Origin of the sequence: Amycolatopsis sp. NPDC051102, from assembly GCF_040682815.1 — a bacterium.
Taxonomy (GTDB): domain Bacteria; phylum Actinomycetota; class Actinomycetes; order Mycobacteriales; family Pseudonocardiaceae; genus Amycolatopsis.
This window is the reverse complement of record NZ_JBFBBT010000003.1, coordinates 307,349-323,817: the sequence shown is the minus strand read 5'-3', so window position 1 is coordinate 323,817 and position 16,469 is coordinate 307,349. Positions and strand designations below refer to the sequence as shown.

Genomic DNA, 16,469 nt, shown 5'->3' with positions numbered 1-16,469 from the left:
GTCCTCGTTTCACTGGGCCGACGGACGCCGTCGCGTCGGGGCGGCGACGATCGGGCGAGCTGGGTTACGCGGGATGTGGTGTCGGGGTGGGGCAGAGCATCGCCAGCGTGTCGACGGCACATTCCGGGCAGATGCGCAGATTCGCCGGCCGGTGTGTGCTCAGGGATTCGAGCACGAGCTGACCTTGGCGGAGGTGGCGGGAGCAGACCGAGACGTCGGTTCCCGGTAGTGCGGTGTGGGCGCGTTCGCGGTGGTACGGGCTGATGCCCCAGTGCAGGGCGGTCGTCATGACGGGGCTCCTTCGACTGCGGCGGTGATCTCGTCGAAGCTGGCGTAGGCGGTGTCGAGGTCGGCGTCGGGAAGCGGGTCGAGTCCGACATCCGCCCAGGGCGGGCGCGCATCATCGGGCCGCCGCCACCCGTGATGCCTCCCTGGTTCGACTGGTCCCTCGTCGGCAGTGGGGAGTCCAGGTTCGCCAGCACCACTTGGTCGCCCTCCGTGATGTCCGCGCGGGTCGGGCCGACGGCGCCGACGGTCACGCGGGTGACCGTGGTCGTCCGGTCGGCGTTCAGCAGGGTCACCGTGTTCCGGTTCAACGCTGACGTGGGGACTGTCAGCGCATCATGGGCCGTGGCCACCACTATCGACGCGGTTGCCGAGCTGCCCGCCGCCATCGTGGCCGGGGGCTCGTCGACCGTGATCGTCACCGGGTAGGCAGTCGTGTCCGCGTTCGGGTCCGGCAGGGTGCTCAGTCGGGTGACCGAGCCCGTGACCTTCTCGGACGTGCCCACCGTCGCCTCCTGGCCCACCGCCAGCTTCGACAACTGGCGATCGAGCAGGCCACGGTGGTGTGGACGGGGCCGACCACGTGCCCCGAGTGGATGTGCACGTCGTGCCCCCTTGACCACGGGAATGGCCGATTACCACGCACGAGTACGCCCTGGTGCCTCGCGTATCGCCGCCGGCCGTGCCTCTCTGGTCGAGGTCGAGGCCGGGCTCCCCGATCTCGCGTCACACTCGACGCTCATAGTCTGGGGCGACGCTGACATCGCCTTCCGGGCCACAGAACGACTGCGATGGAGCAGACCTTCGCCGACCACCACACCGTGACCGTCGAAGGCGCGGGCCACTTCGTACAGTCCGACGCACCCGGGAAGTTCGCGGCAGCAATCCGCGACTGGCGGGCCACGTCCGGCTCGCGGGGACGTCCGTGGAAAACGCCAAGGGAGTAGCAGTGGCCTGCGACAGGGACCTGGCCGACCGGATCCGGGAATTGCTGGCTGGCAGCTCGCCGGTGGCCGAACAGAGGATGTTCGGCGGACGTGCCTTTACTGGTAACGGTGCGTATTCGAACGGCGCGTATCATGTACCTGGCTTCTTGCTCAGGCTGTCCAGTTGCTGGGGCCCAGCGGAGCAGTGCAATACGATGCTCGCCAGTGCGAGCCTGTAGACGCTGATCAGGTGCCGTATCGTTCGCTGTCAGCTTCGCCCTGTGGAGGAAGGTCCGCAGTGACCCATGCCTAACGACTGTAACAGGTAGAGACGTCGCACCGACGTAGCTTGGTCAGCCTGCCTTGCCGAGCGCGGAGGGTGAATGTCTGAGATCGTGGTGGATTCGGCTGCTTCGGCTCAGGAGCCGCCGGACGAGGTTGGCCAAGACAGCTCGTCTTCGTTCGATGGTCCGGGAGAATTTGAGATAATAAGAGCGCTCTTGTCGCCTGTTCGAGGATGGCTCATTGCTGCACGTTCATGGCCTGAAAATTCGTCACCAGGCGGGCTTGCAAAGTCACTCGTCCTTCTTTTTGGCTTCAAGCGCGTGATTACGACCATGCTTCTTCTAACTCGACCTGTAGGGAGCGAAGAAGTCCGCTATCTCGCATATATCGGTGTCGCCGAAGCGAACAGGAGGAGGCTGATACTTGCTTCGTTCAGGCAGTACCTTGCTGAATGCATAGCGATCTTGTCGCTGTTCGCCGGTGTGGTAGCGGTTCAAATGCAATTCGAGGCGACGACGAGAGGCTCGGAGGAGTCAAGGCTGATCGCCGGAGGTGCGTCGATCGCGGCAATAGTAGCGGCGATCCTCGCTTCTACGAGTCTTTCACCCCGAACCCGGCTGCTGGTTAATATTGTTCGATGTACTCGTTTGATGTTGCTCCTTGGCTCGCGCGAGCAAATGACCTCGTATGAACCTGAGCTCGTGGGGCATCTGGATCAGCCCGGATTCAGACGTCGCCGCGTCGCCGGGGTAGCGTGGGCGTTGACACGCGACACGGCTCGTCTTACCGGCATATCGCCGGCGTCTGGTGCGACGGTTGGTGAGCTGTTGTTGTGGTTCGCCGAGTGTCCGGCTGACCGGCGACGAAGGCCTATCCTGAGCGAGCACTTAGTTTGCCTCACAAACGCCGTTGCAGAAGATGCTGCGATTCCGTCCGCTCAGTTCGCGCCTGCGGCTCGCTTACGGAATCAGTCACCGCGCGCTCGAGTGTTGCGCCGACTTGGCTCACTGGGCAGCGGGGCGTTAGTGACCGGGATCGTTGTAGCGATTATTACCGCCATTTTGCGGCTCTGGGTCAAGTAGTCAGCCACCTTCATTACTTAGGGGTTCGTCGGTGTGTAGTGAAGCATCGCGGAGTTTGCCTTGGCGGGCACGCATCCTCGAAACGCTGACAAGCGACATCCTCCCGGTAGGGGCATCGACGGAGCCGTGGTCGAATAGTGCCTGGCCGGTGGCGTGTGCATGCCGTCGATCCAGGCTGCCAACGGGCATCTACTTCGCACTCCTTCGAGGACCGATGACGCGCAGGTCGGGCGCCGTACCAAGAGGTAACGGACGGGCAGCAGCGAGCGATTTCGCCCTGTATGCACTGTGACAGCGCAGATGCGCTGGCGGCAACGCCTCACGCCGCGGAGGCGGCGGCCAGCGTCCGTCACGATACTACGCGAGGTCGGCGCCGCACTGACCTCGACAGATACCAAGACTGCCGAGGAAACCAGGCGGAAGCACTTCAGGTTCACTACTATTCACACGTGAGTGACATCGTACCTGCTCAGACCACCTCCGGGGAGGTGGCAGCCACCGCAAACGTGCTGACCGACCTGCAGCGATTCGAAATGGTCGTCCGTGCTCAACTGTCCCAGGTCGGTCTGCCCGCCGAACAAGTGTTCGTCGATGTGAGTGAGCGGCACACGATGCTGTCCAACATGTCCGGGGTGCTGGTCGGACTCGATGCGGACATGCTCGCGCGGTCGCACTACATCAGCAAGATGATCGCCGCATCAGCCGTAGGACTGTTCGACGCCGCCCTGAACTATCTGTGGGACGAACTGGTCAATGAACTGCGCCGACGGGTAGCAGGCTTCGACCTTAAGTACTTCTACGATATCGCCGCCGGAAGCAGCGACCTGCGCAAGCACCTCAAGGACGAATCCGACCTCAGCAAGGTCGACGACGCGAACATGCTCCGAGCATCCCGTGAAATCGGCCTCCTCACCGATGTGGGCTTCCAGCGCCTCGATCACATCCGGTTCATGCGCAACCACGCCAGCGCAGCCCATCCGAACCAGGTCACGCTCACCGGCCTGGACCTGGCGAACTGGCTGCAGATCTGCATCCGGGAAGTGATCACCACCCCGCCGGACACGGTCACGGCAACCACTGGACGGCTGCTGGCCAACATCAAGAAAGACCGCCTCGACACCGACGCCGTTCGCGATGCCGCAGTCTTTTTCGACCAACTCCCCCGCGACCGGGCCGACACCCTCGCCAACGGACTGTTCGGCCTCTACACCGACCCGGATCGCTCACCCATAGTGGCTGACAACGTCCGGATGCTCTGGCCAAAGCTCTGGCCCTTTGTCTCCGAAGATACCCGGCGAAGCTACGGACTGCGCCATGCCCGCGCTCGCGCCAGCGCCGAAACCGACATCGCCACTGCAGCACGAGAACTGATCGACCTCGTCGATGCCGCTGCATACCTCACGGAGGAAGTGCGGGCTGTCGAGATCGCGGAGGCCCTCGAGGCCCTCGTATCAGCTCATGACGGCATGAACAACTTCTACAACGAGGCAGCCCCGGCCCGTCGTCTCGCCGAACTCGTAGGCGATCAGGGCACGGTCCCAGCACCAGTCGCAGCGCCGTACATCCGGACCGTCGCGAAGGTCTTCCTCGGGAACGGCTACGGCGTATCCTGGGCCGCACTCCCCATCTACCGCGACCTGCTCCAGCAGTTCGATGGTACTGCCGCCGGAATCGCGCTCAGGCTCTTCCTTGACCCTGTCTATGCATCGGTGCTCCGGACCGACAAGGCCCGCACTCAGTGGAGCGAACTCCTCGACATCTTGGAGCCCAAGCTGACCAGCAACACCGACCGCACCTTGTTGGCCGCGATTCGGGAATTCACCGGTACCCCAGATCAGCTGCACCTGGACACCCACATCAAGAAACTGGCGACGTCCGCGCCGTGATGCATCTGGCGCGCCACTGCGCGGTGTCGCCGGTGCACAGGAAGTCGATCGACCAACGGTACGCGGAGGCCGTTCCCGACTGTCAGACGCCAACGCCTGCGGGGCGTGCGAGACGTAGTCGGAGTCAGACGGCGATGGCCCCACCGCCGAACGACCGTGTGACCGGACGCCTGCCCGCGCCGTCCAGTGAGACACAACCGGGGTGACCTCAATGTCCGCATGAGTTACCGGCAGTCGAGCCGGAGCCCACGGACAGGCGATAGGTGCTTCTCGAACGGAGGAAGCGTCTGTGGCACGCCGACGAAGCGTCCCCATCCAGCCGGTACTCGCGATAGGTTCTACACATGACGAGTGATACTCCCGCCGCTGTGACCACAGTGAGTGAGTCCATTCCGGACGTAACGATCGCGGGAAGACGGCTACGTCCCACCGCGGTCTTCGATACCTACTGGCGGTTTGCCGCTGCCCGCCAGGCGACCTACTTCGCGAGGTTGAACGGCGATCAGGCACCTGTTGACGACCCGATCCTGGCCAGTCACCGCTTCACCAACTGCTACCGCGCTGCTGACCGAGTCAGTCAGTATGCGATCCACGACGTGGGTTACCAGGGCTCACAACATCCCGTTGATGTCGTGTTCCGGATACTACTGTTCAAGTTCTTCAACAAGATCGACACTTGGCGCCTGCTCGAGGATCAATTCGGGCCGATAGCCTGGGCCTCGTGGCAGCCTGGGCTCGCGCGGGCGGTGCTGGACGCCGCGTGGAAGGCAGGCCGCAAGTTGTATTCGCCGGCCTACGTCATCCCGCCGCCTCAGCTGGGCGGTCGTCGCAAGCACCACGATCACCTACTGCTGGCCGAGACCATGATCAGTGACGGTCTCCCACAGCGGTTGCGGCGCGCGAAAGGCCTCGCCGAGGTGTTCCAGCAGCTGCGGCAGTACCCGGGCATTGGGGACTTCTTGGCGTATCAGTTCACGATCGACCTCAACTACAGCTCCGTTCTAGACTTCTCGGAGAATCAGTTCGTGGTGGCCGGTCCCGGGGCCCGCGACGGCATTCGTAAGTGCTTCGGGGCCGGTGCCCGCGGCATCGAGGCAGCCGTCATCTCGTACATGACCGACACACAAGAAGAACATTTCGCGCGGCTCGGCCTCCGGTTCGACTACTTGGGCGGTCGTCGACTCCATCTGATCGACTGCCAGAACTTGTTCTGCGAAGTCGACAAGTACGCCCGAGTAGCCCACCCGGACGTTCCCGGGATCTCCGGTCGTACACGAATCAAGCAGCAGTACCGGCAATCCAGCGAGCCGATGCCGGCCCCGTGGTTTCCCCCGAAGTGGGGGATCACTGATGCCGTCAAGGCACAAGCCGCCGCGCTGAAAACTGCAACTACGCAGTCCTAGCTGGGGTCGGCCTCCAGCGACAGCTGGCCAGAGACGTTCGGCGGCCGCGACGACGAGCGTCGTCCGCGTGGGACGGTCGTTGCTGCTGCCGATGAAGAGAACAAGGGCAACTGCGTCACACTGGCCAGTGCGGCACGGAGGTCACCAGCAGCGCCTTCGGCCTCAGCCTGTCCCGTGATGACTGTCAGCGTTCCTGGACGGAAGCCAGCAGACTCGGCGATATAGCGCAGCAACATCCCCAGCGCGAGATAGTTGCCGTATCCACGCTGGACCATATACTGACTGCGGTAGAGCGCTACCGCGTTGAGCCGGTTCCCGGTGTGCTGGAAGGAGACGTGCGACAAGCACGGAAACCCCAACGGCATCGAATCAGTGTGGGCGTTGAAGATGCAAGCGCCAAGGTCGTCAGTGGCGTCCTCGATGGACGGTCCGTCGGAGGTGTCCGGCATCTCGGTTTCCTCGGTGCGAGGTTCGGGAACGTCGATCGCCCCCTCGTATGCGGTTGCGACGTGGTTGCCGTTGTGTCCGTACGTACGCAACCGGTTGATAATGCGGTTGAGCTGGTCGACCGGGCCCTTCTGCGTGGGATGTGCCACCAGCCGCCCGAAATAGGTACCGAAACGGTTGATCTTGCGCTCGGCCTTGATGCGGTCATACATCGACCGGTAACGCTGAGCCAGACGCTCCGGCGTGCACGAGGACGCCGCGAGCGCGGCCGGGAAGACGGTGTTGACCACCGTCTGTACCGGGTCGTGACCGCGGCGGGCCAGCAACTCCTCGACGACAGCGCGGAACGCGGGATCCTCCACCCCGGGCTCGGCGATCTCGACGATGAGATGCAGAAGTTTGCGGTCACGCTCGGCCAGGAGCAGGTCCGAGGCTTGCGCCCATACCTGCCCGCAGTGCTGTCCTCGCAGGACGGTTCCAGCTACACGCATGGGTCCTCCCCCATCGCCGAAGCGACACGTTGAGCCTGCTGCTGGGCCAGCAACAGGTCGAGATCGGCCTCACTGTTGACGTTGGCAACATTCGGGACAGCCCGTTGCGCTCGCGGCCGCACCGGGCCCGATTCGACCGAGACCTGCAGGCCGCCATCGTCGCCCGCCAGCGACAGCAGATGACGGCGCACCGCGCCATTACGGTCCGGCGGCGCGGTCGCCCTCAGCACAATCGAGGTGAAGCTCTGGTGCACGAACTGCGCCACATCGTCGGCAATGAGCCCCTCGGCCGCTGCGTCGGCCGTGGCCGGCAGTACCAACCGGTCACCATGGTGGAGAGTCACCTCGCCGCAGCCGACCAGATGCTGCAGCGGCCACACGTCGGCGTTGCCGCTGCGCGGCGGCGCGGTCGGGTCGTCAAAGCGGTTCTTGATCGCGGCAGGGGCCGTACGGGCCAAAGCTGTCGCCGCTCGCGGCTCGATGAGGCGGGCAACTCCAAAGTGCCGAGCCGTTCCGCGGTACGAGGTGCCGAGTATCAACCCGGTCAGATAGACGTGTTCGGGGCGAAGGTCCCCGGGCTTGATGTTCAGCCTGCGCAGAGTGCGGACCAGCGCTGCCCGGGGCATCAGCAACCAGGCCGCAAACGCCTCCGCGGTGGTTTCGGTCAATGTCGAGGTCGCGGGCGTCGCCGACAGTGACGCAAAGTCCGTATCGCAGGTGAGGCCGTGGTCGAACACATGGTGGCCAAGCTCGTGCGCGGCGCTGTGACGCTGTGTCGAGGGCGGCATCGCCGCGTTAATCCAGATCCCGCCCGGGTGGGTCTGTGTTGGCGGGATGTAGAGGCCGAACAACCGCTCGGCATCTGGATCAGCCAGCGCACGAAGGTTAGCAGCCGAGATCAGCGCAGCCACGTCCGTGCGCCGGTCAGCGGGTTGGCCCGCATCATCGAGCGTGCGCATCGCCGCCATGTGCGCGAGTCGGTGCGCGACCGACCACTTCGTCATCGGCGCTGCTCACCACCCGCGGTCGGTGGGCGATCGTCCGTGCTGTCCGCGCCGTCACTGACGCTGGCGCCCGCGTGCTCAGACGCGGATCGCCGCAGGTTTGGGCTGGCCTCATCGGCGCCCTCGAGAGGGTCTTGGGAAAACTGGAGGAACTGAGCAAAGGACAAGAGTTTCTCCCGGTCGCCGCTCGTCAGGCCGGCGTGGGCACGGGTGAGCAGCTTCAGTGATGGGTCATCGGCCCGTGAGGCGGCGTCTTCTCCAAGGAGGTATTCCAAGGTCTGGCCGTACACGATGGCCAACTTCTTCAGCTCAATGCTGTCGACACGGCGGTTACCTCGCTCGATCTCGGAGATCGCCGACCGTGGGATGCCGGTGTTATGGGCGACGGTTTGCTGGGACAGGCCGGCGTACTCCCTGCTGGTTCGCAGTCGCTCTGCCAACTCCTGCTGGGCGCGCTTGTCGGCTTGCGTCCCTGCAGCGTCGGGCTGCTCGCTCATCTGACTGCTCCTGACTGCGTGACGGGCAAATAGTTCGCTCTCCCCGCGCGGGATGTATCACGAGCCGCGCTGTGCCCGGCGAAGCGGGGGGCGCGGCCAGTGCTCCACGTCATCTCGCCGCCTCGGGTTCCGTCAGCGCGGCGTCGGTCAGCTGGTCGCAGACTCGCTCGGCGAAGCTGCGGATGGATCGCATATCCCGGGCCGTGGGCAGGTCCGTCGGGAGCTTGACCCCGAAGCGCGCCTCCACCCGCACCATCAGCTCGACCAGCAGCACGGAGTCGTAGGGCATATCTGCCCCCTGAGCTGTGAGTTCTTCGCGCAACTGCTCGACGTCACAGTCTTTCTCCTCGGCGATCAGCTCGAGGATGTACTGCTCGACTTCGGCGCGCCGTCCGAGGGCGGGATCCACCTGCACCACCCTTTCGTGTGAGGTAATCCAACAGGTGCTTGTGTCATCCTACGGCAACCCCCTGCGGAAAACCAGACAGACTGCTGTAGGCTCAGCCATCAACAGGGACAGCGGTGGCTCGCGGGCCCGGATCCACCGTCTCGTCCACACGCAAGTCCAGACTCCACCCAGTTTGGAGAACCGATGTATCACGCGCCCTCCCACGATCTCCCGTACGTGCGCCCCGGCGGCACCCTGCCGTTCACGGCGGCGCGCCTGATCAGGCACCACGCGCCCGAGCAGCGTGCGTCAACAACACGCCAGAGGGGAGGTCCGGCATCGGACGGCCTTGTGCCTGTCGCTCAGCCCGGCGCCCACCCGCTGCTGAGCCCGCATCCGATTGCCGAAGAACTACCTCAGCGGGTCTCCTACCAGTTCACCGCCGCCACGCGGCCGCGCGACGGCCGGGCCGTGACGATCGTCCTCGCCGACGGACGCAAGCTGGGCGACCCGCTGACCGACGCCGCCGGCAACGAGGACTTCTACCGCCTGCACGACGTCTTCCACCTCTCCTACGCCACACTGTTGGGCTGGTCACCGGTCACCAGGGCACTGCTGAACCGCAAGCGCCGCAGCAACCCCACGCTCGACGAGAACGAAGACGGCGGCCGCGCCGTAGTCGTGGAGGAGGGCATCGCAGCATTGGTGTTCGGCTACGCCAGCGACCGCGGGTTCCTGCGCGGGCACACCTACGTCGAAGCTCCCCTCCTCGACTACATCCGCTCGAGCGCAGCACCGTTCGAGGTCGCCTGGGCTACCGCGCAGGACTGGGAGGACACCATCCTCACTGGCATGCGGCTGTTCCGCCAATTGCGAGCCTGCGGCGGCGTCGGCACCGTTCACGCTGACCGAATCCGGCGCACAATGGTGTTCGCCGGTCCGACGCGGCAGCAGACCTCTCAGGCATCGATCATGACCAGGGTCCACCACGGCCCGGAGCGACCACTGACGCGACAGATGATCCGTCATCAAGCCGTGCCCCTCGCGAGCTGATCACCTCACGATGACGTTCGGTGGGCCACCCACCCCAAGGGCGGCCCACCTTCACCAAACTGTCACCTCGAACGCGCGTCTTCACTCGTTTGCAGCAATCAGCACTTTTCGGGGAGCATTACTGTCGGGTAGGGAAGATCGCTTACCTCGACAGGAGACCCGCCCATGTCGTCCGACGACACTGTGCTCCCCATTCCCCTAACCATCTCGCCGGCCGCCGCAGACTGGGCCCGGCGACGTCGAATGGCGATCGAAGCATGGAATCTGGGCAAGAGACTGCTAACGCCGGCACCGACGCGGCCCCTCCCACCAACCAGGCCCATCTCCACCCACCGAGCGGGGTCACCACCGGGCACGTCACGCCCCTCTACCGTGCCCGCCACGAACCCCGCTTTCGGCGCCAGCACCTGATCAAGGCCTACCAGAACAACCACGACTGCAACCTCGTTGTGGTTATCGACCAGATCGTGCCCGACACCATCACGCATTTCGCCGAGACGTTGATGGAACTCGATCCCACCAAGGACCTTCACCTGCTGCTGCACACCCCGGGCGGCGACGGCGAAGTCGCCGTCCGAATGGCCCGCATGGCACAGGAAGCCAGCGCGCGATTCGTCCTCCTGGTTCCCGACACCGCCAAAAGCGCCGGCACCGTTCTCGCCCTCGCCGCACACGAGATCGTCATGGCCGCCACCTCTGACCTGGGCCCCATCGACCCGCAGATATTCGTGGCCGACCGAGGCTTCGTCTCCGCCAAAGACCTCATCGTCGCAGTTGACGGCGCCATCGCAGCCGTCAACGCCCAACCGGACACCTTCGCCATCCAGGCCGCCATGCTCGCGGGCATCGACGCCACCACATTACAATTCGCCCGATCAGCCCTCGCCCGCACCGGTGACCTGGCCCGCCAAGCCATCTCCAGCCACTCCGACCGGACTCCAGCCGACATCGACGCCCTGTGCAAGACGATCGCACAGCCCTTCATCGAGTCGCCGCGCTCGCACCACGCCGTCATCGGCGCCCATGAAGCCGAAGCCGCCGGCCTCCCGATCACACGGCTCCCCATGCAAAGCCCACACTGGCTCGAGATCTGGGAAATCTGGAGCCACTATTTCGCCCTCGGCCCCCTGGCCACCTTGTCAGTCTATGAAGGAGCTCGCGCATCCCTCATCTTGAGCAACGACGCCTGAGCGTGCGTCGCTCGCGCGCTATTACTCGATGTGGATTCATTCTGGATACCTACGCCGATCGATTGCGCACCGGGAACATCCGTTTCAAAGTGAGCCCTGGTCGGTATCTGACATAGGAGCTCTTATCGGCGCACCCGCCCGCACATCGGTCTTGAGCCGGACGGCAAGTGGCTGCACGACGGGCCACTGCCCAACAGCGAACCGAAGCTGAGGCCCTGTTCACCAAGCTCGCCGCCCACGGACCGCTGCTGGTCAGCCCTCACCAGGCCCTGTCTGCTCGTTCGCGGCCGGTGACAGCTTCTTTGCCGGCAGCCCGGATGGTGTGGCGTCGGGGGTCCTGTTCGAGGACGGCCTCGAACAGGGCGAAGTAGGTGCTCGCAGCGAACGACCAGTCGGCGACCGGGGTGTCGAGTCCCGGACCCGGCAGCGGCTCGGTGATCAGCCGGTGGGCGGTCCAGATGCAGTCGACGGCAGACACGAACGGGTCGTGGGGACTGTTCCTGGCCACGGTCAAGCGCAGCAGCAGTGCCTGCAGCAATGCCCCGCTGGCCAGCGCCAGGTGTTTGAACCGATAGCCGGCACGCAGGCGCAACCCGAGAATGTCGGCCAGTTTCCGGTAGAAGTCGACCACGCCTCGTATCCGGGTCGCCTCGTATTCCTCCAGCGCCGCGGCGATCCTGGCACGAGCCTCGGGATCGCGGACGTAGTCGATCGTGCTCGCCAGCGCAAAGTAGAAGGTCCAGCCCTTGGCGGTGATCATTTCCTCGAAGTTGCACAGCACCGCCTGACGAGCCGTCTCGCGCAGGACGGCCGCCCGACCTTCCAGAGTGGCCAGCCGGTCCGCGTTAGCCCGCAGCACCGAGTCCACCACCTCGAGCGCCGCTGGTGGCCAGCCGCCGCGGTCTCGACCTGCCGCGACAAGCTTCTGCCTGCGCAGCTGCCCGACCTCCTGCGGGCACTCCTCGACGACCGCTTCCCACTTGTTCCCCTGGCCCTCACCGCGTGAGATCGACCGCACCGGCGTGGACGCAGCGCTGACCAGGGCGGCGCATGGCGATCCGGGCACGGAACGACTGCGCCACCGGGCCGTCCGGCAGCGGTGCCGTCCACTGGTAGGACGGAGCACGAGCCACGGCGGCCGCGACCAGCGTGCGGCCGAAGCCGAGGCGCCGGTAGTCGGCGGCAACGTGGACGTAGTCGAGGGTGGCCGTCCGGCAGCTCGCGCACAGGCCGGCGGTCACCGCGCCGACCTCGGTGCCGTCGAGATGGAGTTCGATCCGACCGGCCAGCGTTCCCGCGGTCGGCGGACGGGCGACCAGGATGAGCCCGTCACCCGGTTTCGTGCCGGGCGTGTGCTGGATCGTGACGTCGAGGTGGGCCCACTCGGCGAGGCGCCGGGCAGCCGGGTCGCAGCCTTCCTGCGCGCGGCAGACCTCGCAGAGCGTGCCGTGCAGCCGGTAGCGGTGGCTGTAGGGCTTGAGCTTGTCGTAGAGGTCCAGATCGAGCCGGTGGCCACGTAGGCAGACGACAAGCGTGCTGGTCGCCGGGCGGACCGGGATCAGCCCGCCGAACTCGCCGCGCGCACCGGACCGAACGGCGCCGTCGGCCTCGTCGATCATCGAGCACCCCGCGGGAGTCCCGACCGGTTCGAGTACGGCCGCTGAGACCTGCGGATCATCCGGCGACCTCGGCCAGCGCCCGGCCGGCGGATGCCTCGACGGCAGCGACTGCACCACCGGGGCCGGGAAGTCGCAGCTCGACGCTACGCGGGCGAACCGCGGCGCCGCGGCCGCGGCTGGTCGCCACGACGTCACAGGACTCCAGATGACCGAAGCCGTCGTCCGTCAGACCGCGCCACCGGCGTTTCGACACACGCAGTTCGAGGTCAGCGCCTGGCCAGGGACCGGCAGCCACCAGCACCGCGCCCCGGTTGCGGAGCCGGCCGGCGAGCCGACGCGCCAACTGCGGCTGTACCCCGCGGACGACAGCCGGACCAAGGACGACTAGGTCGAAACCGTCGATCAATGCCGACACGACGGCGACCAGCTCCGCCCCAGGGTTGGGCACGAGGGCGAGCCGGTCGAGGTCGACGCCCAGCTCGGCTGCCGCCACCACGCCGACCTCGGGCATGCCGGTGATCGCCGCCCACGATCCTTCGCACGTGGCTTCCGCCAGCAAGGCCAAGACCAGGGCGGTCGAGCCGCCGACCGACACAGCGCTGCCGCGCCGCAAGCCCCCCGGAAGCAGCCCGGCGAGGGCCGATGCCACCGGCAACGAACCAGCGGATGTCGACGTGTCCGCGGTCGGCTCGCCGAGCTGCGCGGCTGTGCGGACGCCAGGGATCGCCGCGAGCCCGGCCACTGCTTCCGGTACTGCCACCACGCACCTCCAGCACCACGAACACGCACCGGAGACACCCGCGTGGGGAAGCCGCGAGCGAACCCGAACAGTCATCGAACACCTGTTCGGATACTGCGAGACGCAGGGGACGTCTGTCAAGCCGAGCCGGTGAACCTCACCCTCGAATCGGGGAAGCGCTGCTCGACTGCGGTGGCGATCTGGGACGATGCGGCACCTCGAAACGCTGCCCCTCGTCGATTGCCCGGCCGAGGACCTCACGCCGTTGGCGACCCTGCCCCTCCGGCTGCTCAGGTTGAACCGAAAGAGGACCTACGGAGGGATGAAGTACATTTCCGCCGGCGTGAACATGGCGTACCACTGCTCAGCGGCTTGTCGGCGCCGTCTCGGGCGGAGGTCTGATTGCGTTGGCACCGGGTCGGTGGGACCGCGGCAAATTCCGACGTCGACGGACGGGCATGCGAGTCTGGATAAGGGGCCGGCGGCGATCACCCAGCCGTGACGGTGAGGCATAGGGCTCGGCGGCACATCGCGGGGCGGTGTGCCGCCGAGCCAGAACTGGCGATGATCGGGACGGTCGGGGGGCGTGCCGGACCGATCACCTCAGCACCAACAAGAGGGCGTCGGGCGTCGACAATGACGTCCGGCGCTGGAGATCACCGAGACGGGTGACGCTCTGGGTGATCGAGTCGCGGCGGCGTGCTGGTCCGGAAGCTGCCAAGCATCCGGCGTCACCCGCCATCGGTGAGCGAAGGCGCGTCGGCGGTCCGGAAGCCGAGTCTGTCCACGCGGACGAACCGTCGCCACGAGCCACGGGTGCAGAGGAATCCACCGTGAAGGCACCGCGTCGGCGTTCGGCGCAGCTCGTTCGGCGGCCATTTGTGGCGTGCTGGACAGACCGCTCAGTCGGTCCGAGCGTAACGTCTGCGCAGGCCCGGCCCCGGTGGACGGGGCGCGGGTTGATCGTGGAATCGGTGAAGGGGTTCGGTGATGGCGCAGAAGGTGCGTGTCGAGGTGCTCGACGATCTGGACGGCGGCGAGGCGGCGGAGACTGTCGCGTTCGGTCTGGATGGGGTGGCGTACGAGATCGACCTGTCGGCCGAGAATGCCGAGGCGCTGCGCGGCGAGTTCGAGCGTTTCGTCCAGGCTGCGCGGCGCGTCGGCGGCCGGCGGGTGAAGGTCGCGCTCGGCCAGTCCACTGGCGAGGCCACCAGGTCGTCAGGAACGGGGCAGGGCAACTCTCGTGAGTACAACCAGCAGGTCCGCGAGTGGGCCGCGGCGAACGGGTACGAAGTCGCCGACCGTGGTCGGTTGTCGAGCAAGGTGATCGAGGCGTACGAGACCGCTCGTACGGCACCTGCGGAGGTCGAGTCGCAACCGGCCGAGAAGCCGGCGCGGAAGAGGGCAGGGCGGAAGAGGGCGGCAGTCTAAGACGGTGCACGGAGCCGCGGTGAGGTCTCGCGCTGGCGGGGTACCGAATCGGGTGGCGCGCCGATGCCCGGAGCCTGGCAGGGCATCGGCCCCCCGAACCTGCCGGGCAGCCGGGCACCGACCTGGACCCTTGTATCCGTCCTGGACAGCCGAGACGACTTGCCAGGCGCAGGTGTCGCTCGTACGTGGCCCTGTTCCACGCGGCCAGGGGATCAGCCAGTTGGCGGTTAGCTGCCGTAGTGACGAGAGACGGCGACGTTCGGGCTGGGTGGGCCGGGTGTAGTAAGGTCCTCGCGGTGGTCGTCGAGAAGCTCTTTGATCTGCACGATGAGGCGATCGGCGTGGTCAAGTGCGGTCAGCTGCTCGGAGGTGTCCTCGTTGTAGCCGGCTTGGCGAAGTTCGGTCAGCAGCGTCCGGTCGAGGTCAGCGAGCGTGCCTTTGAGGTCGCGGAAGTCAAGCGTCACGATGTTGAGGATGCGTGAGCGGCGGTGCCGAGCAAAACGGCCCGCCGCGATCTGGTGACACGCATTTGGGCGACCTTCGAGGGTAGTAATCCGGTCCGCAAGGTTGTTGCAGAATCGCACCGAGGGTCCTGCCACTGCGGGTCGTTGGCTGGGCCGGTCCGTGGGTTTGCCGGGCATGCGCTTCCGAAGCCGCGGCCGGTCCCGGCATCTCGCCCGGATCCAGGTGATCTTGGAACTCGATACTGTCGACGACAGTGAGGTCACCTTGCTCTTGAAGACCGCCGTGGGCACCGAGTCCAGCTGGATTGTCGAAGGCATCTACGACTGACACCACTCTGGTGCAATCGTGGCGTTACCCCACCGACCGCCGGGGTGGACAGCCTATGCGCAGGCCGGGTGAGCCGATCGTGTGGTTTCGCCAGTGATTGGGTACCAGGTGCGCATGGTTGTCCAAGCGCCCGAACGAAACCCGTCCGCTGAGACACCCACCCTGCCGTCCCAGCGCCGCTTCGACGAGTACGCGCACTGCGTTCCGCTGTTCCTCGAACGGAGCGGGCTCGACGAGGAGGACGCCCGGCGCGGCGTGCTGCGGGCTCGGTTGATCACCGAGCATCTCCCAGTGGCCGAACACATCGCTCGGCGCTTCAGCGGCCGGGGCGAACCGTTCGACGACCTGCTGCAGGTCGCGCGGACCGGCCTGATCCGCGCCGTCGACCGCTACGACCCCGACCGCGGCGCCGACTTTCTGTCCTTCGCCGTGCCGACCATCATGGGCGAGGTTCGCCGGCACTTCCGCGACACCGGCTGGTCAATGCGTGTCCCCCGCTCCTTGAAGGATCTTCAGCAGAAGCTCAGCACGGCGATCGACACGCTTGCTCACGACCTCGGGCGGGCGCCCACACCCAGCGAGCTAGCGGCGCATCTGGGGATGAGCGTCGACTTCGTGCGCGAAGGGCTGTTGGCGGCGGAGGCTTACCGCCCGCACTCGATCGATGCACCGGTCCGCGGCGCCGAGGACACGGTCACCGTCGCCGATCAGTTCGCGGTCGAAGAATCCGGGTTCACCCGGTTCGACAACCATGACGCTTTGCAGGCCGCGATGGCCACGTTGCCCGCTCGCGAACGCGCCATCATCACGATGCGGTTCGTCGACGAACTCCCCCAACGGGAGATCGCGCGGCGGATCGGGGTGTCGCAAATGCACGTTTCCCGGCTGCTGGCCAGAACACTCGAACAACTCCGGGCGCACTTGGTCGCCGAATGATCCGACCCGGCCATG

Annotated in this window: 17 protein-coding genes; 8 read left to right on the top strand and 9 right to left on the bottom strand. The window is 66.0% G+C overall.

Annotated features, from left to right (window positions below):
* Window positions 1-64: 64 nt before the first annotated feature.
* On the bottom strand, window positions 65-289 hold the full coding sequence (locus tag AB0M93_RS11950) for a hypothetical protein (RefSeq protein WP_364271559.1): 225 nt from the start codon (window positions 287-289) through the stop codon (window positions 65-67).
* Window positions 290-543: 254 nt separating this feature from the next.
* Here AB0M93_RS11950 and AB0M93_RS11945 point away from each other — a divergent pair, with 254 nt between their 5' ends.
* The 4 genes from AB0M93_RS11945 to AB0M93_RS11930 all read left to right on the top strand — a co-directional run bounded on the left by AB0M93_RS11945 (window position 544) and on the right by AB0M93_RS11930 (window position 5,867).
* On the top strand, window positions 544-714 hold the full coding sequence (locus AB0M93_RS11945; protein WP_364271556.1) for a hypothetical protein: 171 nt from the start codon (window positions 544-546) through the stop codon (window positions 712-714).
* Between the two features lie 880 nt (window positions 715-1,594).
* On the top strand, window positions 1,595-2,578 hold the full coding sequence (locus AB0M93_RS11940) for a hypothetical protein (RefSeq protein WP_364271554.1): 984 nt from the start codon (window positions 1,595-1,597) through the stop codon (window positions 2,576-2,578).
* 449 nt (window positions 2,579-3,027) lie between these two features.
* Entirely contained in the window at window positions 3,028-4,464 is a 1,437-nt protein-coding gene (locus AB0M93_RS11935; RefSeq protein WP_364271552.1) for a hypothetical protein, read from the top strand.
* A 344-nt stretch (window positions 4,465-4,808) separates the two neighbouring features.
* Entirely contained in the window at window positions 4,809-5,867 is a 1,059-nt protein-coding gene (locus AB0M93_RS11930; RefSeq protein ID WP_364271549.1) for a nucleotide kinase domain-containing protein, read from the top strand.
* Here the strand turns inward: AB0M93_RS11930 and AB0M93_RS11925 are convergent.
* From AB0M93_RS11925 to AB0M93_RS11910, 4 genes are all read right to left on the bottom strand, one after another.
* On the bottom strand, window positions 5,864-6,805 hold the full coding sequence (locus AB0M93_RS11925; protein ID WP_364271546.1) for a hypothetical protein: 942 nt from the start codon (window positions 6,803-6,805) through the stop codon (window positions 5,864-5,866). The genes AB0M93_RS11930 and AB0M93_RS11925 overlap by 4 nt on opposite strands.
* Window positions 6,796-7,809, bottom strand: coding sequence for an ImmA/IrrE family metallo-endopeptidase (locus AB0M93_RS11920; RefSeq protein ID WP_364271543.1), 1,014 nt, complete (start codon window positions 7,807-7,809; stop codon window positions 6,796-6,798). Before AB0M93_RS11920 ends, AB0M93_RS11925 begins: the two co-directional genes overlap by 10 nt.
* Entirely contained in the window at window positions 7,806-8,306 is a 501-nt protein-coding gene (locus AB0M93_RS11915) for a helix-turn-helix transcriptional regulator (protein WP_364271540.1), read from the bottom strand. Before AB0M93_RS11915 ends, AB0M93_RS11920 begins: the two co-directional genes overlap by 4 nt.
* A gap of 109 nt (window positions 8,307-8,415) precedes the next feature.
* Entirely contained in the window at window positions 8,416-8,715 is a 300-nt protein-coding gene (locus AB0M93_RS11910) for an acyl carrier protein (protein WP_364271537.1), read from the bottom strand.
* A 183-nt stretch (window positions 8,716-8,898) separates the two neighbouring features.
* Between AB0M93_RS11910 and AB0M93_RS11905 the strand changes: the two genes are divergently transcribed.
* A complete protein-coding gene (locus AB0M93_RS11905) occupies window positions 8,899-9,747 on the top strand; it encodes a hypothetical protein (RefSeq protein ID WP_364271535.1) in 849 nt (282 codons plus the stop codon).
* A 257-nt stretch (window positions 9,748-10,004) separates the two neighbouring features.
* The gene (locus AB0M93_RS11900) at window positions 10,005-10,937 is read left to right on the top strand and encodes an ATP-dependent Clp protease proteolytic subunit (protein ID WP_364271532.1); all 933 of its coding nucleotides are present in this window, start codon (window positions 10,005-10,007) and stop codon (window positions 10,935-10,937) included.
* Window positions 10,938-11,196: 259 nt separating this feature from the next.
* On the opposite strand, the gene AB0M93_RS11895 is transcribed toward AB0M93_RS11900, so the two are convergent.
* The 3 genes from AB0M93_RS11895 to AB0M93_RS11885 are packed head-to-tail and all read right to left on the bottom strand — an operon-like array spanning window position 11,197 to window position 13,316.
* Window positions 11,197-11,955: a hypothetical protein gene (locus AB0M93_RS11895; RefSeq protein ID WP_364271529.1), complete on the bottom strand. Its 759-nt coding sequence runs from the start codon at window positions 11,953-11,955 to the stop codon at window positions 11,197-11,199.
* Window positions 11,933-12,556: a GNAT family N-acetyltransferase gene (locus AB0M93_RS11890; RefSeq protein WP_364271526.1), complete on the bottom strand. Its 624-nt coding sequence runs from the start codon at window positions 12,554-12,556 to the stop codon at window positions 11,933-11,935. Before AB0M93_RS11890 ends, AB0M93_RS11895 begins: the two co-directional genes overlap by 23 nt.
* Window positions 12,557-12,611: 55 nt before the next feature.
* A complete protein-coding gene (locus AB0M93_RS11885; protein WP_364271523.1) occupies window positions 12,612-13,316 on the bottom strand; it encodes a hypothetical protein in 705 nt (234 codons plus the stop codon).
* Between the two features lie 969 nt (window positions 13,317-14,285).
* On the opposite strand from AB0M93_RS11885, the gene AB0M93_RS11880 reads away from it, so the two are divergent.
* Window positions 14,286-14,726 (top strand): Lsr2 family protein, encoded by a 441-nt coding sequence (locus AB0M93_RS11880; protein WP_364271520.1) that lies wholly within the window; start codon window positions 14,286-14,288, stop codon window positions 14,724-14,726.
* 227 nt (window positions 14,727-14,953) lie between these two features.
* On the opposite strand, the gene AB0M93_RS11875 is transcribed toward AB0M93_RS11880, so the two are convergent.
* Window positions 14,954-15,190: a hypothetical protein gene (locus AB0M93_RS11875; protein ID WP_364271517.1), complete on the bottom strand. Its 237-nt coding sequence runs from the start codon at window positions 15,188-15,190 to the stop codon at window positions 14,954-14,956.
* A gap of 442 nt (window positions 15,191-15,632) precedes the next feature.
* Between AB0M93_RS11875 and AB0M93_RS11870 the strand changes: the two genes are divergently transcribed.
* On the top strand, window positions 15,633-16,454 hold the full coding sequence (locus tag AB0M93_RS11870; protein ID WP_364271513.1) for a SigB/SigF/SigG family RNA polymerase sigma factor: 822 nt from the start codon (window positions 15,633-15,635) through the stop codon (window positions 16,452-16,454).
* Window positions 16,455-16,469 lie beyond the last annotated feature (15 nt).

What these genes read in the sequence shown, in the direction of transcription:
- AB0M93_RS11940 (WP_364271554.1), top strand. Translation starts at nt 1,595, where the DNA reads ATGTCTGAGATCGTGGTGGATTCGGCTGCTTCGGCTCAGGAGCCGCCG.
- AB0M93_RS11890 (WP_364271526.1), bottom strand. Translation starts at nt 12,556, where the DNA reads ATGATCGACGAGGCCGACGGCGCCGTTCGGTCCGGTGCGCGCGGCGAG.
- AB0M93_RS11950 (WP_364271559.1), bottom strand. Translation starts at nt 289, where the DNA reads ATGACGACCGCCCTGCACTGGGGCATCAGCCCGTACCACCGCGAACGC.
- AB0M93_RS11920 (WP_364271543.1), bottom strand. Translation starts at nt 7,809, where the DNA reads ATGACGAAGTGGTCGGTCGCGCACCGACTCGCGCACATGGCGGCGATG.
- AB0M93_RS11900 (WP_364271532.1), top strand. Translation starts at nt 10,005, where the DNA reads ATGGAATCTGGGCAAGAGACTGCTAACGCCGGCACCGACGCGGCCCCT.
- AB0M93_RS11880 (WP_364271520.1), top strand. Translation starts at nt 14,286, where the DNA reads ATGGCGCAGAAGGTGCGTGTCGAGGTGCTCGACGATCTGGACGGCGGC.
- AB0M93_RS11870 (WP_364271513.1), top strand. Translation starts at nt 15,633, where the DNA reads ATGGTTGTCCAAGCGCCCGAACGAAACCCGTCCGCTGAGACACCCACC.
- AB0M93_RS11925 (WP_364271546.1), bottom strand. Translation starts at nt 6,805, where the DNA reads ATGCGTGTAGCTGGAACCGTCCTGCGAGGACAGCACTGCGGGCAGGTA.
- AB0M93_RS11905 (WP_364271535.1), top strand. Translation starts at nt 8,899, where the DNA reads ATGTATCACGCGCCCTCCCACGATCTCCCGTACGTGCGCCCCGGCGGC.
- AB0M93_RS11915 (WP_364271540.1), bottom strand. Translation starts at nt 8,306, where the DNA reads ATGAGCGAGCAGCCCGACGCTGCAGGGACGCAAGCCGACAAGCGCGCC.
- AB0M93_RS11930 (WP_364271549.1), top strand. Translation starts at nt 4,809, where the DNA reads ATGACGAGTGATACTCCCGCCGCTGTGACCACAGTGAGTGAGTCCATT.